The 13018-nt window shown below is 60.0% G+C and carries 11 protein-coding genes and 1 tRNA gene; 6 read left to right on the top strand and 6 right to left on the bottom strand.

The genetic code is table 11. From position 1 onward, the window contains the following. The first annotated feature begins 1 nt into the window (after nt 1). Genes B097_RS0102110 through B097_RS0102100 form a run of 3 tightly spaced genes read left to right on the top strand, consistent with a single transcriptional unit; the run spans nt 2 to nt 4660 of the window. Complete coding sequence (locus B097_RS0102110) at nt 2-811, top strand: hypothetical protein (RefSeq protein WP_018580883.1); 810 nt, start codon at nt 2-4, stop codon at nt 809-811. A 49-nt stretch (nt 812-860) separates the two neighbouring features. Next, nucleotides 861-2015, top strand: a complete 1155-nt coding sequence (locus B097_RS0102105; RefSeq protein ID WP_018580882.1) for a metallophosphoesterase family protein — start codon at nt 861-863, stop codon at nt 2013-2015. Nucleotides 2016-2020: 5 nt separating this feature from the next. Continuing rightward, nucleotides 2021-4660, top strand: coding sequence for an AAA family ATPase (locus tag B097_RS0102100; protein WP_018580881.1), 2640 nt, complete (start codon nt 2021-2023; stop codon nt 4658-4660). A 140-nt stretch (nt 4661-4800) separates the two neighbouring features. Here the strand turns inward: B097_RS0102100 and B097_RS0102095 are convergent, their stop codons facing one another. Then, the gene (locus B097_RS0102095) at nt 4801-5343 is read right to left on the bottom strand and encodes a YceI family protein (protein ID WP_018580880.1); all 543 of its coding nucleotides are present in this window, start codon (nt 5341-5343) and stop codon (nt 4801-4803) included. A gap of 221 nt (nt 5344-5564) precedes the next feature. Here B097_RS0102095 and B097_RS0102090 point away from each other — a divergent pair, with 221 nt between their 5' ends. After that, entirely contained in the window at nt 5565-6074 is a 510-nt protein-coding gene (locus tag B097_RS0102090) for a MarR family winged helix-turn-helix transcriptional regulator (protein WP_018580879.1), read from the top strand. 109 nt (nt 6075-6183) lie between these two features. Then, nucleotides 6184-6414: a PspC domain-containing protein gene (locus B097_RS0102085; protein WP_018580878.1), complete on the top strand. Its 231-nt coding sequence runs from the start codon at nt 6184-6186 to the stop codon at nt 6412-6414. Here B097_RS0102085 and B097_RS0102080 read toward each other — a convergent pair. Then, nucleotides 6383-6655 carry a muconolactone Delta-isomerase family protein gene (locus tag B097_RS0102080; protein WP_026254239.1) on the bottom strand — a complete coding sequence of 91 codons (273 nt, stop codon included), beginning with the start codon at nt 6653-6655 and terminating at the stop codon, nt 6383-6385. The genes B097_RS0102085 and B097_RS0102080 overlap by 32 nt on opposite strands. 215 nt (nt 6656-6870) lie before the next feature. Between B097_RS0102080 and B097_RS0102075 the strand changes: the two genes are divergently transcribed. Then, entirely contained in the window at nt 6871-8760 is a 1890-nt protein-coding gene (locus tag B097_RS0102075; RefSeq protein WP_018580877.1) for an MFS transporter, read from the top strand. A 166-nt stretch (nt 8761-8926) separates the two neighbouring features. On the opposite strand, the gene B097_RS0102070 is transcribed toward B097_RS0102075, so the two are convergent. The 4 genes from B097_RS0102070 to B097_RS0102055 all read right to left on the bottom strand — a co-directional run bounded on the left by B097_RS0102070 (nt 8927) and on the right by B097_RS0102055 (nt 13011). Next, a tRNA-Arg gene (locus B097_RS0102070) sits at nt 8927-9003 on the bottom strand. Between the two features lie 87 nt (nt 9004-9090). Beyond that, on the bottom strand, nt 9091-10731 hold the full coding sequence (locus B097_RS0102065) for an alpha/beta fold hydrolase (RefSeq protein ID WP_018580876.1): 1641 nt from the start codon (nt 10729-10731) through the stop codon (nt 9091-9093). A 147-nt stretch (nt 10732-10878) separates the two neighbouring features. Then, nucleotides 10879-11505, bottom strand: a complete 627-nt coding sequence (locus tag B097_RS0102060; protein WP_018580875.1) for a LutC/YkgG family protein — start codon at nt 11503-11505, stop codon at nt 10879-10881. Then, the gene (locus tag B097_RS0102055) at nt 11506-13011 is read right to left on the bottom strand and encodes a LutB/LldF family L-lactate oxidation iron-sulfur protein (RefSeq protein ID WP_040429258.1); all 1506 of its coding nucleotides are present in this window, start codon (nt 13009-13011) and stop codon (nt 11506-11508) included. It lies immediately after the preceding gene. Nucleotides 13012-13018 lie beyond the last annotated feature (7 nt).

Raw genomic sequence — 13018 nt, 5'->3', positions numbered from 1 at the left:
CATGGCACGTCCACGCAAAGACAATGTCATCTACGCCAACTTTGGCGCCCGCACACGCGTCAACTCTGCCGACGAGGTCAACGTCCCACCGCGACCAACAGGCATGACGTGGTCCCCGGCGGCCATGCGCATCTTCAACGCAGCCATCCGCAAGACTGACCAGGGGCGGATCAGCCGTGGGCGCGAGTACGCCGCCAACGGCAACGTGATCGACCTAAACCTGCGCAATGGCGCCATCCACGGTCAGGTGGCCGGCTCCCAGAACGAACCTTTCAACGTGGTGATGCGCCTGCCCTACCGCGGACCGGAGGAACTGACCGAGATCACGGATATCTTGGCGCGCACCCCCAACGGGATCACCTTGGCGCGCCGGGGTACCTTCGAGGACCGCGTACTGGACCTGCTTCTGGCAGAGGACTTACGCGACATCGTGTTCAACTGCGATTGTCCCGACCAGGCGGAGGCCTGCAAGCACGCCGTTGCGATGGCGGAGAAAGCCGCCGCGCGTATTGACGCGGATCCGCCAGCCCTGTTCCAGCTGCGCGGGCTGGACCTGAACTCGCTGGAGCATACCGTGCGTGCTTCGGCGGCGACGGTGTCGAAGGAGAACTCGGCGGAGGGTTCGGAGTTTTTCTGGACGGGCCGTGGCCTGCCCAGCGTGCCATCGCCGAAGGTGGCGCCCATGCTGGATGATTCTGACCTGGACTTGCTGCACAAGGCGATGCAGACGATTTCTTTTACCAACATCGATCAGTTGCGCGCGGTGGCAGATATCGAAGACCTCTACGATGAGCTCACGCGTGGGGAGTGATCCCCGCAGTTCAGGGCACATGTCCGAAGCGTCTGCTACAACTTAAAGCATGACGCAACTAACCTTCATTCACACCTCTGATCTGCAGCTGGGCATGACGCGCGCCTTTCTCAAACCAGAAGCGCAATCACGTTTCAACGAGGCTCGCTTGCGTGCCGTGGAGCGTTTAGGGTCGCTTGCCGACGAACACGGTGCCGAATTTATCGTGGTTGCCGGTGACGTGTTCGAGCACAATTCCCTGGACCGGGGCACCACCGGGCGTGCTTTGGAAGCTTTTGGCGGCTTGCCTGTGCCTGTGTACCTGCTGCCGGGCAACCATGACCCTTTGGTCGCGGACTCAATCTTTAGCAAGACCGAAGTCTTAGACAATGTGACCGTGCTGTCCACCTTTGAACCAGTCCAGGTACGTGAGGGCGTGGAAATCGTGGGCGCACCGCTGACGGCGAAGCGCGCGACGGAAGACCTAGTGGCCAAAGCGCTGCGCGGCTTGGAGCCGACATCGGGTGTGCGAGTGATGGTGGGCCATGGCCAGGTGGAGGCCTTCTCCAGCGATGCGGCACCGGATTTGATTGATTTGGCTAACGTGGAGGCCGCTTTAGAGGAGGGCGTGATTGATTATCTCGCCCTCGGTGATACTCACTCCACGATGTCGCTGGGCTCGAGCGGGCGAGTGTGGTTTTCAGGTTCGCCAGAGGTGACTGATTATCACGATCATTACCCCGGCGTGCAGGGCGGGGAGACGAATTCGGGCAATGCCCTCGTCGTCACGCTTGATAGTGATGGCGGATGTGACGTGCAAGAAGTGCAGACGGGGGAGTGGACTTTCGACGCCCTCCACGCCGATGTGACAGACGCAGATGATGTCGCCGAGTTCTTAGCGCGCGTGGATTCTTATGAGTCGAAGGCCAGGACGGCGATCAAGTACTCCATCCGTGGCACGTTGGGGCTGGACGCAACCCACGCGCTGGAAAGCGGTGTGGCTGCGCGCGAGGAGGTCTTCGCTGCGCTTTATGAACGTACCCGTTTGATGGACCTACACCTAGAACCAGGGGATGAGGAGCTGGAGGCCTTACCCCTGCAAGGCTTTGCCAAGAGCGCCATGAAGGAGCTGGTGGAAGCTGCCTCCAACCGTGACGGTGGTGCCAGCAGTAGTACTGCCCGTGATGCTGTTAACTTGCTATTCCGACTGAGCCAGGAGGGCTAAACCCGATGTTGATTCATTCTTTACGCCTGACCAATGTCCGCGGTATCGAGCACCTGGAGCTGACGGAGCTACCGGAGGCCGGCGTGATCGTCATCCATGGTGATAACGAAGCAGGTAAATCCACCATCATGGATGCCCTGCGCGTTGTGCTGACTGAAAACCACGGTGCGAAAAATAAGAACACCAAGCCCTTGCGCCCGGTCCATCGCGATGCCTCTCCCGAGGTTGAGCTAGAAGCCACCATTGGTGAGTACCGCCTGCGGATCCGCAAACGCTGGTTTTCCCAGAGCATGAGCGAGCTGACGGTGATCGAGCCCCACCGAAAGAACTACACTGGCCGCGATGCGGACGCTACGTTGGCGCAGATCGTGGAAGAGAATATGGACTCCAAACTCGTCGAAACGCTGTTCATGCGCCAGGACGAGCTGCCCGAAGGCATCGATGCTGTGGGCATTCCATCGATGACGCGCGCTTTGGATGCCGGTGACGAGGACAACCTTGCCGGTACCGAAGACACCGCGTTGATGGAGCGCATCGAGACAGAGTATCTCGAGTACTTCACCAAGACCGACAGGCCGGCCAAAGAGCGGCTCGATGCGGAAAAAGAACTCGAGGCAGCGCGCGAGGAATTACAGCGGCAGGAAGCAGAAGCCCAGCAGCTCAGCTCTTATGTCGATGAGGTAGCCCGGAAGCAGCTGGAAATCGAGCACACCGAACAAGAACTGCCTGAAGCCGAAGAGCAGCTCAAGGCACGCGAAGCCGAGTTTGAAGCCGCGAACAAAACGCGCGTGGAAGCCGAGCGTGCCCAAGAGCGCCAGGCTGTGGCTGCCCGCGAGGCGGAACAGGCAGTGAAAGATCAGAAGCAGCGAGCCCAGCTGCTTGAGCGCGTCACCAAGGCGGAAGGCGACGTGGCTGCATACGACGAGAAGATCGTGGCCGCCACCGACAAAGCCAAGGAGGAAAAGGAAGCCTTTGAACGGTTGAGTACTGCCGTAGAGGCGGTGAAGAAACGCGAACAAGAAGCACGGACAGCCCTTCGAGAGGCGAACGCGAACCGAGACATCGTGCGCAAGGTCGCCCGTCTTGCCGAGGTACGCGACGTCCTTGCCCAGTTGAAAGATGCAGACGCTGAAGTCGCCCGACTGCGCGATAGCGCCCCGGAACGGCCCATTACTGACGAGAATGTGCGCGCCGTCGAAAAGGCCACCAATGATGTGGAGCTGCAACGCCGGCTCAGCCAGGCGACCGCAGCAAAACTGGTGGTCACATCCCCAGACTCGGGCCAAGTGCTCGTCGACGGCCGCGAGGTCGCCCTTGACGGAGCTACCGAAGTTCAGGTCTACGACGGTACTGAAGTGCGCTTCGGCGAATTCGCTGCGCGTTACCAGGCCGCGGCCGATGCAACAGACGGGCGCGAGGCCCTTAACCGCGCCGAAGAAACCCTGAATGATCTTTTGGAGGAACTGGAATGCGCGGACCTTGATGAAGTCCGGACTCTTCGCGATAAGCATCGCGAACACGCCGACCAGCTGGTCAAGGCGCGCGAGCGCCGCACGACTATCCTCGGCAAGTCCAGCGCGGACGACCTGCATGCTGAGGAAGAAAAGCTTGCCGCAAGTGTTGCTGAACTCGATCCGGAGCTTCAGGAGCTTGACGACGAGACCGCTGAGGCGCACGTGGCGGCGGCACAAAAGGAGGCTGATGAGGCCGATACCGAACTGCTGAAGGCTGAGGCAGCTCTGCAACCACTGACGCAGCGCCAAGCACAGACTGCATTGCAGATTGTAGAGGCAGAGCGCGAAGCTGCGGCACGTAGTTTGGCCACGGCTTCAGAAGAATTGGAACAGGCCCGCCAGCGCAGTGCCGATGATGAACTAGATGAGGCAGTCATCCGCACGAAGGAAGCGGAAGCGAAGGCCAACGAGGCAGCGGACAGCGCGACTGCTGCGATGCGCCAGGCCAACCCCGATGTGGCCGAGCAGCTGCTTGAGGGAGCACGAAGGAAAGTGGAGATTCTCAAGGAGCGCGCCAAGGCCGCCGAAATCCGCTTGTCGGCTTTGCAGATCTTTATCGAGCAGGCCCAAGGAATTGCGGAGGAAGTGGATAAGACCCGTGCCCGGGTGGAAACACTCGAGGTGGAAAAGCAGCGAATGGACCGGCGCGCGGCTGCAGTTGATTTGTTGCGCAGCACCATGCATAAGCATCGTGACGAGGCACGACAGCGCTATTCCGCACCTTTTGCGGAAGCATTGACCAAATACGCCAGCGTGATTTTCGGCCCCGACGTGTCTTTCGAGTTGGATGATCGCTTGCAGGTCACCGCGCGTACGATCAATGACGCGACCGTGGAACTGGCCCAGCTGTCTGGCGGCGCACAAGAGCAAATGGCTGTGCTCACACGCTTCGCGATTGCCGAGCTCGCCGCCGATAGCGGTGGGGAAGAGTCTGTGGCCCCCGTCATCGTTGATGACGCCCTTGGCGCGACCGACCCGCAGCGCCTGGCCCTAATGAATACGCTGTTTAGCCAAGTGGGTAAGAACAATCAGGTCTTTGTTCTGACGTGTTTCCCGCAACGCTATGACACAGTGGCTGCCGCCGCCCGCTACAGCATGGACGAGCTAAAAAGCAGCGTGACGCAGCTCTAGAACTCGCAGGAAAAGAAAAATCCGCCGCCTGTCTTTTTTCTCCACGGATGTCCCTGACCTCATCGGAAAAGGAGAGAAGGGACCTTAAGGAAAGGGAAAAGAAGAGACAGGCGGCGGAAGATTAATAGGGGGGAAGCGGCTTAAGCGTCACGCTTGATGCCAGAGCCCTCGATCTCGAGGGTGACCTTCTCAGAAACCAGCACGCCACCGGAGTTCAGTGGAGCCTGGAAGTCAACACCGAAGTCCTTGCGGTTGATCTGGGTGGATGCTTCAAAGCCCACGCGGGTGTTGCCAAATGGGTCTTCCTCAACACCGAAGACCTCAACGTCCAAGGTCACTGGCTTGGTGGTGTCGCGGATGGTCAGGTCGCCGGTCACGGTGCCTGTGCCATCCTCGCCCAAGTTGAACTCGGTGGAGGAGAACTTGATCTCTGGGAACTTGTCAACCGCGAAGAAATCGTCGCCCTTCACGTGGTTGTCGCGGTCCTCGTTGCCGGAGTCCACGGAAGCAGCATTGATGGTTGCCTCAGCCTTGTTGTTCGCTGGGTTCTCCTGGTCGACAACCACGGTGGACTCGAACTCGTCGAACTTGCCGCGGACCTTGGTCACCATTGCGTGGCGGGCAGTAAAACCAATCGTGGTGTGTGCTGGGTCCAGATCAAAAGTACCGTTCAGGTTCTGCATGTGATGCTCCTAAATATCGTTGCTAAAAATGTTGTTCAAATTTCCTGGTGTATCACCCAAGCGGTAGCGCCCTGCGCCGTTTGCGGTGATGTCAACAACTTTAAGGAAAAGTTGGTGACATGTCAATTCCAAATTTAAAGTAATTCTTCTTTTTCTTGAAAACACTGGTCAGGGCGTGAAAAAATTTCGCAAAATTAATCACTCCGAGTATTCTTTGTGACATGGCTACAGAAGCACGTTGGCTCAACGACGATGAACAAGAGTTTTGGCGCGCCATGCTCGCGACCACGCGCAAGATCAGTCGCGCGATGGACGAAACCTTGCTTGCAGGGTCGGACTTGTCGACGTCCGAATTTTCCGTACTGGTGGCTTTATCAGAGGCTGAGGGGTGCGAACTCCGCCTGCGTGACTTGTGTGCTGACTTGGAGTGGGACCGCTCGCGTACGTCTCACCAGATCACTCGCATGGAACGCCGTGGGCTGGTCACTAAGCGCAAGAGCCCCGGCGATGCCCGCGGTGTGGTCGTCTCCTTAACGGAGGAGGGCATGCGCCGCCTGAAGCAGGCAGCACCAGAACACGTTGAAAGCGTTCGCCGCCTCGTCTTCGACCACATGTACCCAGAAGATATTGAGCACATCCGTCGGTGGATGGAAGGTGTCAAAGCCGTCAACAATGTGCCTGGCACGCCAGGGTTCACCGGGGCGCTCGGGACGAACCCTCCGAAGAAGTAAGAGCTTTAATCAGGGTGTAATTCAGGGTGATCACCGATGTGGTTACCGCAGTTCACGGCTTAGATAGAAAGTGAACAGAAACAGACCACATTGGAAAGGGCACCCCGCCATGACATCTGCACACAACCCCCACGACAACGTTTTCAACCGCCGCCTCGTCCGCTCGCAGACCGATCGCTACATCGCCGGAGTCTGTGGAGGCATCGCAGAAACCTACGACATCAACGCCACTTTGGTGCGCCTACTCTTTGTGGTCGCAACGCTCCTGGGATTCTCCGGCGTGATCCTGTACATCGCGGCCTGGATACTCATGCCCGCTGTATGGCGGCAACCGGATTAACAAGCACGTCGGTATAACGCGCCAATGGAAAAGCGCGCAGGATCTCGTCGGCACGCACGTGCGATTCCGCCTCAAACACCACAAAGAGTTGGCGGGTCCCAGAGCCGCGCCAGACGTGAAGGGCCACGCGCTCGTCGATAAGCGACTGAATATAGCGCTGCTGCCGTGCCTGGTAGTCCTCGGCCATCTCTCGCGTCAGGTGGGCTGGGACGCGGGGCTGCAGATGGGCGTGAAACAGCATGAGGAAGCTCCAATCGTCTATCTCCTAGGTACCCGCCTAGGGTACAACTTTTTATTGCGGTACCATCCTCCAATTAGAAATATCTTTCACATTGGTGTTCAATAAAACGCCGGCCTGGAATACGAGACATGTAGCCGCCCAGATGTGGGCGGCGTAAATCTGATCACGCCACCGAAGCCTTGACCTGTACCCCCTTGTAGACAAAGAGAGGCTTCATGGCGCAGCCAACCCAAAAACAGCCGCCCCAGAAACAATCGCTAACGATCATGTTCGCGGCTGCCCTCGCAGCGTTTATCGCAACCTTTAACGAGACATTCCTCAACGTCGGCTTCACGCCGATGATGGCCGATTTCGGCGTTGACGTTTCCACCATTCAGTGGCTTGCCACCGCCTACATGCTGGGCGCCGCCGTGATGACACCGACCGCGGGCTTCTTCATGCGGCGCTTCAACACCAAGCCGCTCTTCCTGGCCACGTCGTCGACCTTGATCATTGGTGGCGTGGTCACGGCACTTGCCCCGAACTTCAGCGTGATGCTGGTGGGCCGCATCATCCAATCGATCGGCACCGGCCTGCTGGTGCCCATTGGCATGATGATCGCGCTCACCGTCGCCCCGCGTCCGAAGCTGGGCACGTTCATGGGCATCATGGGCGCGATGACCACCCTAGGCCCGTCGATTGCCATCCTGGTCTCCGGCGTGATCCTGGAGTTCGCGCACTGGCGCGCACTGTGCTGGACATTTACCGGCCTGGCCGTAATCGTGTTCATCGTCGGCCTACTCACCGTTTACAACATCTCTGAGAGCGCGAAGGCCCGCCTGGACATGACCTCGGTGATCCTGGTGGCGATCGCCTTGATTGGCCTTCTGTACGGCATCTCGACGGTCTTCGGCCCGGCCAAGCTCGTGGCCATCGTGGCCTTCCTCGTCGGCGTAGCCGCCATGGTCTTCTTCGTGCGCCGCCAGAACAACATCGCGGACCCGCTGATCAACCTGGAGCCTCTGAAGATCTACCCATTCGCAGCTGGCGTGCTGATCAACATCATTGCGCTGATCATTGTGTTCTCCATGAACATCCTGGTGCCCACGCACCTCCAGTCGGTGCATGGCACTACTGGTCTTCAGGCTTCGCTGGTGCTGTTCCCGGCGATCCTCCTCGCCGTTGTGTTCGGCCCGCTGGCCGGCCAGATCTACGACAAGCGCGGCGCAAAGCACCTGCTGCCCATCGGCATGGCACTGATGGCCGTGTTCGCCGTGGCGACCACTTACGCCATGGGTGGCGACGCATTGTGGCTGATCACCGTCCTGTACATGCCGGCAATTGTGGGTTCGGCGATGGCGATCGGCCCAGTCCAGTCTTTCGCACTGTCGACCCTGCCACGCCAGCTGAACCCGCACGGCGTGACCATCTTCTCCACGTCCTTCCAGATCGCCGGTTGCGTGGGTACGGCACTGTCCACCGGCATCTACGGCGCGGTGATCAGCGCCGGCGGCGGCACCGATGAGGCCGCCAACAACGGCATGCTGTGGGTGGGCATCGTCCTGTTCATCCTGGCTGCGATCGGCACGGTCCTGGCGTGGACCGGCACCCGCGCTCAGGTTCCGGCAAGCACGCAAGCGCTTGACGACGAGGCACCTCAGATTGCCGAGACCCTTGTTGCAGAGCTGATGAAGACCGACATTTACCACCTGCACCCCAACCAGTCGATTCGCCAAGCGCTACGCATGTTCGTCGATAAGCGAATCTCTGGTGTGCCACTACTTGAGGACGGCCGCTTGGCAGGGTTTGTGTCTGACGGTGACGTGCTCGAAGCGATCGGTGACTCCGTGCCCGCGTTTACTACGCCGTACGCGCTGCTGGTCAACAATGATTCGGAAGAATTCGAGACCGACGTGGCTCGCGTGCTGGATACGGCTGTGTCGACGATCGCGACGCGCAGCGTGATCACGGTGAATGTCAACGATGATCTGGGGCATATCTCTTCTGTGCTATCGGATAAGCACTTGAAGAAGGCGCCGGTGGTGGACGATCGCGGCAACGTGGTGGGCATTATTAACCGTTCCGATATCAACCGGTACCTGGTAGCCAAGTACGTCTCTGCGTAAACCGCTGGACCTCAACTGTTGGAACAGGGGCGTTCGGGGCTCGTTTAGAGCGAAAACGGCCCTGTTCCAACAGTTCAGCTTCGACAGTTTGCAGCTGTGAGAAGAGCGGCAGCGCGGAAAACCCCTCCAACCTAGAACAATGTTCTGGGCTGAAGGGGTTTTCGCTTGGTGTCCCCGACAGGATTCGAACCTGCGACCTTCGGTACCGGAAACCGATGCTCTCATCCACTGAGCTACGGAGACTCACCGCTAACCGCTACTAACGGTCAACGGATGAAACTTTAGCACGCATCTGCGGGACAGACCTAAACCGCCCTGCCCCTGACGTGACTACTGCTCGAAGTAACCGGGAGCGTCGGTGGGCCCAGGGTTGCCGGTGCGCAGATAATCCACCACGATGTTGTCCACCGCGTGGTTGCCGAAGCCGGTATGCCCGTGGCCTGGGCCGTGCACTGTGAGGATGTGCGCGCCCATCGCGTCGGCAAGACCGTGGCGCTGGGAGTAGACGGTCTGCGAGTCCAAAGTGCCGGAAATCTGCAGCGGGCGGGTGCGCAGTTGGGAGCCATCGAGGTGCTCCACACCGCGGACAGGTGCCACTCCATTGCAGGTCACGCCTGCGCCGTATCCCAGGTTGTAGGGGATGCGCGAATTCTTCATTACGTAGGTGCCCCACACGTACTCCGGCAAAAGTGCCAGGTTTGGTGGGGTGACGTTCTCATTGCACGTGGCCAACGTCATGTAGAAAGCGGCGTGGAGCTGCTGGCTGACGACCTCGTCGAGTTCCTCCGGCGAGAGTTCTTCGAGCTGCCGCTGCGCCGCACCGGGCAGAAGCTCCTCGATCGGAGCGATACCCGCGATGTGCAACGCGAGATCGTGCCACTGCATTGGGGTGGCCATGCTTGCCACGGTGGCCTGCAAGGTTGGGGATGCGGCCTCACCCTGCTGTGCGCCGTTGACCACGGTGTTCTTCAGGCTTTCCACCTGGGAGGCGGGGGCACCTAGAGCGGTCATCGCATCGGCTCCTGCTTGGCCGGCCCACGCGATATCGGCAGGCAAGTCCCCGGTTTGGGCCGGCGGCGGCACCAGTGTTGGGGTGGTACCGGATTCAGCCAGCACCTTCTTTGCCCAGTTGTTGTAGACCTTGAGCGGGGTATCGCCTAGGCCATACTGGTCATTATTCACCGCGGCGTAGCCGAAGAATTCGTAAATGGAACGCTGCATTGCCGAGCGCTGGCCGAGGATCAGCTCATTCCACATGATGTAGGGGTTCATCGCCGAATCGAGGACAAGCTTATCCACGCGCTGTGGGTAGCGCGTGGCGTACACCGAACCCAAGTAGGTGCCGTAGGACAAGCCCAGAATAGAAATGGTGTTCTCACCGAGTGCCCGGCGCACCATTTCCCAGTCTTCAGCGTTATTGCTGGTGGTGAAGGTGCGGGTGTAGCCGGGGTCGGAGGTGTCACAGGCACGCTGGAACAGCGCGCCGGGTGCGACGAAATTATCGACGAGGTCCTGCGGTGCGCCCTGGTACTCGTTGCACGAGATCGGGGTGGAGCCGTCCAAGCCACGCGGTTGGACACCGATCACGTCCCACTCGTCGGTGATTCCTGCAGGAAGGTCGACAATCTCCGTGTTTGCAGCGAAGGCGTACGCGTTACCACCTGGCCCGCCGGGGTTGGTGAACAAGGTTCCCCGACGCGCGCCTGGGTTATCGGCTGGGTTGAGCACGAAGCCCAAGGAGATGGTCGGCCCAGTGGGATCGGCGTAGTCACGCGGGACATCGATGCGGCCACATTGGGCATCGGCGACGTTGACTTCGGCTGGGCAATCCTCCCACGCAATAGTGGGGGCCAACGGATCGGGCGCAGCATTCGCAGGGGTGGCGCACACCCCGACAGTTAGTGCCGCAGTGGCAGCCACAGCGCCAAATCGCGCGAAGCTTTTCTTGAGAATATTGGTCGGCTTTCGCATAGGACCTTCCAGGTATATGACAGGATCGTCACTCATACTAGAACATGCACGCGGTGATACGCGGCACGGGAAACAATGACAGCACAACCGCCGGTTGATTCCACCTATTAGGTGAAATCGCCGGCGGTTGTGTTTTTGCTGTTGCGTTTAGGTCAGCAGCACGATCAGATCGCGTGGGCCGTGCACGCCTTCCACGCGCACCAGCTCAATATCGGAGGTGGCCGAAGGCCCAGAGATCATCGTCGTGGGCGTGTTCGGATCAAGACGCGCGATCATCTCCGGCACCCCATAGACCACGGTGTCAGGACGTACGATGACCACGTGGCGGTCCGGCACCAGTGTGAGCGAGCGGCGGCCGCACACATCCCCGGCCTGCAGGGTAATCGTGCCGGTTTGGGCAGCGGTGACATGCGAATCAGTCACCACGGCGTCCACGGCATCGAGTTCCCGCGGGTCACGGTTCACGTCATCGGGGACAGCAGAGCCGGAGTAATCGTCGAAAAGCGAAGCCTCAAGCCTAGGCGCGTAGACGACCTTCTCGCAGCCACGCTCCTTCAAGATGGCGGCCAGGTCGGCCTTGAGGTTCTCCTCGGAGGTCTCGATGACATGGGCTTTGTAGTCCACCAGCCTATCGACGAGCAACTCGCGCAGCTGGGCGGGCGTGTGCTCAGAGGTGGTGCGGTAATTGCGCACCACGTCAACCTGTTCCGGGGTGTCCGACAGTTTCTGAGCATTGCGGATCCGGGTCAAGATTTCCTGTTTTGCGCTTGACATCTACTTATCCTCTTTCTTGGCGGCCGCGTCAGCATCCGGTGCGACATCGCGCAGCAGCTTCTGGGCCTCGTCGGATTCGAACCACTGGCGGAAAGACTTTTTCGGCGGCACGGCGGTGTCGCGCACGTCTGACCAGCCGGACAAAAAGAGCGGCAGGTTGTCGATCACACCGTTGAAGCCACCGAGTACGCGGCCGAGAACGACCATGCGCATCACGCGATCCCACAGCTTGGAGTTACCCATCACCGCGGTGAGCACGCTGAACATTGGCGCTTCGATCTTCGGCGGGTGGTTCTTCACCTTCTGGTGGCGCATCTCCAGCAGGACGTCGGAGATGGGGATTTCCACCGGGCAGACCTCGTCGCAACGCCCGCACAGGCTGGACGCGTAGGGCAGGGAAGCGGTGACATCGTCGGCAGAATCCATGCCGGTCAGCTGCGGGGTCAAGATCGCGCCGATCGGGCCGGGGTAGGTTGAACCGTAGGAGTGTCCGCCGGCGCGTTCGTACACCGGGCACACGTTGAGGCAGGCGGAGCAGCGGATGCACTTCAGTGCCTCGCGCCCGATCTCGTTGGACAGCGCTGCGGTACGCCCGTTGTCCAGCAACACGATGTGGAAGTTCTGCGGCCCATCGCCTTCGGTCACGCCGGTCCACAGGGAGGTGTAGGGGTTCATGCGTTCGCCTGTCGACGAGCGCGGCAGCAACTGCAGGAACACCTCAAGGTCTTGGAAGGAGGGCAGCAGCTTCTCGATGCCCATCACAGAGATCAGGGTCTCAGGCAGAGTCAGGCACATGCGCCCGTTGCCTTCGGATTCGACGATGGAGACGGTGCCGGTTTCGGCGATGCCGAAGTTCACACCCGAGATTGCTACCTTGGCCTGCATGAACTGCTCACGCAGGTACTGGCGCGATGCCTCGGCGAGCTCCGCCGGGTTGGAGGTGAGGCTGTCGTCGGTATTGGGCATCTTATCGACGAAGATATCGCGGATCTCTGCCCGGTTGCGGTGGATGGCGGGAACCAGAATGTGGGAGGGGAAATCGTCGCCAAGCTGCACGATTAACTCAGCGAGGTCGGTTTCTTGGGCGAAGATGCCGGCCTCATCCAGCACATCATTCAGTGCAATTTCCTGGGTGGCCATGGACTTGATCTTCACCACCTGCTTTTCGCCGGTCTCTTTGACAAGGCGTGTGACGATCTCACCTGCCTCCTTCGAATCACGCGCCCAGTGCACGTGGCCGCCGCGGGCGGTGACGGCCTCCTCGAACTGCTCTAGCAGCTCCGGCATGCGGGCTGCCACATCGCGCTTGATGGTGGAGCCGGCGCGGCGCAGGTCCTCCCAGTCATCCAGCTCGGCAACCACGTTGGCACGCTTGGCGCGAATGGATGTGGTGGCCTTGTTCAGGTTGCGACGCTTGGTCGCGTTGTTCAGCTCAACGTGAGCGGCCTGGTAAAACTTCTTGTCGCCACGCAGGTGGCCCGGCTCATGCGGGGCGTGCGGTGGCATGGTGGGG

The sequence above is a fragment of the Corynebacterium pilosum DSM 20521 = CIP 103422 genome (genome assembly GCF_000373805.1).
Taxonomy (GTDB): Bacteria; Actinomycetota; Actinomycetes; order Mycobacteriales; family Mycobacteriaceae; genus Corynebacterium; species Corynebacterium pilosum.
This window is presented reverse-complemented; position numbering and strand designations above follow the sequence as displayed.

Coding starts and splice junctions, on each gene's coding strand:
- B097_RS0102110 (WP_018580883.1), top strand. CDS start 2: ATGGCACGTCCACGCAAAGACAATGTCATCTACGCCAACTTTGGCGCC.
- B097_RS0102105 (WP_018580882.1), top strand. CDS start 861: ATGACGCAACTAACCTTCATTCACACCTCTGATCTGCAGCTGGGCATG.
- B097_RS0102100 (WP_018580881.1), top strand. CDS start 2,021: ATGTTGATTCATTCTTTACGCCTGACCAATGTCCGCGGTATCGAGCAC.
- B097_RS0102095 (WP_018580880.1), bottom strand. CDS start 5,343: ATGCAGAACCTGAACGGTACTTTTGATCTGGACCCAGCACACACCACG.
- B097_RS0102090 (WP_018580879.1), top strand. CDS start 5,565: ATGGCTACAGAAGCACGTTGGCTCAACGACGATGAACAAGAGTTTTGG.
- B097_RS0102085 (WP_018580878.1), top strand. CDS start 6,184: ATGACATCTGCACACAACCCCCACGACAACGTTTTCAACCGCCGCCTC.
- B097_RS0102080 (WP_026254239.1), bottom strand. CDS start 6,655: ATGCTGTTTCACGCCCATCTGCAGCCCCGCGTCCCAGCCCACCTGACG.
- B097_RS0102075 (WP_018580877.1), top strand. CDS start 6,871: ATGGCGCAGCCAACCCAAAAACAGCCGCCCCAGAAACAATCGCTAACG.
- B097_RS0102065 (WP_018580876.1), bottom strand. CDS start 10,731: ATGCGAAAGCCGACCAATATTCTCAAGAAAAGCTTCGCGCGATTTGGC.
- B097_RS0102060 (WP_018580875.1), bottom strand. CDS start 11,505: ATGTCAAGCGCAAAACAGGAAATCTTGACCCGGATCCGCAATGCTCAG.
- B097_RS0102055 (WP_040429258.1), bottom strand. CDS start 13,011: ATGCCACCGCACGCCCCGCATGAGCCGGGCCACCTGCGTGGCGACAAG.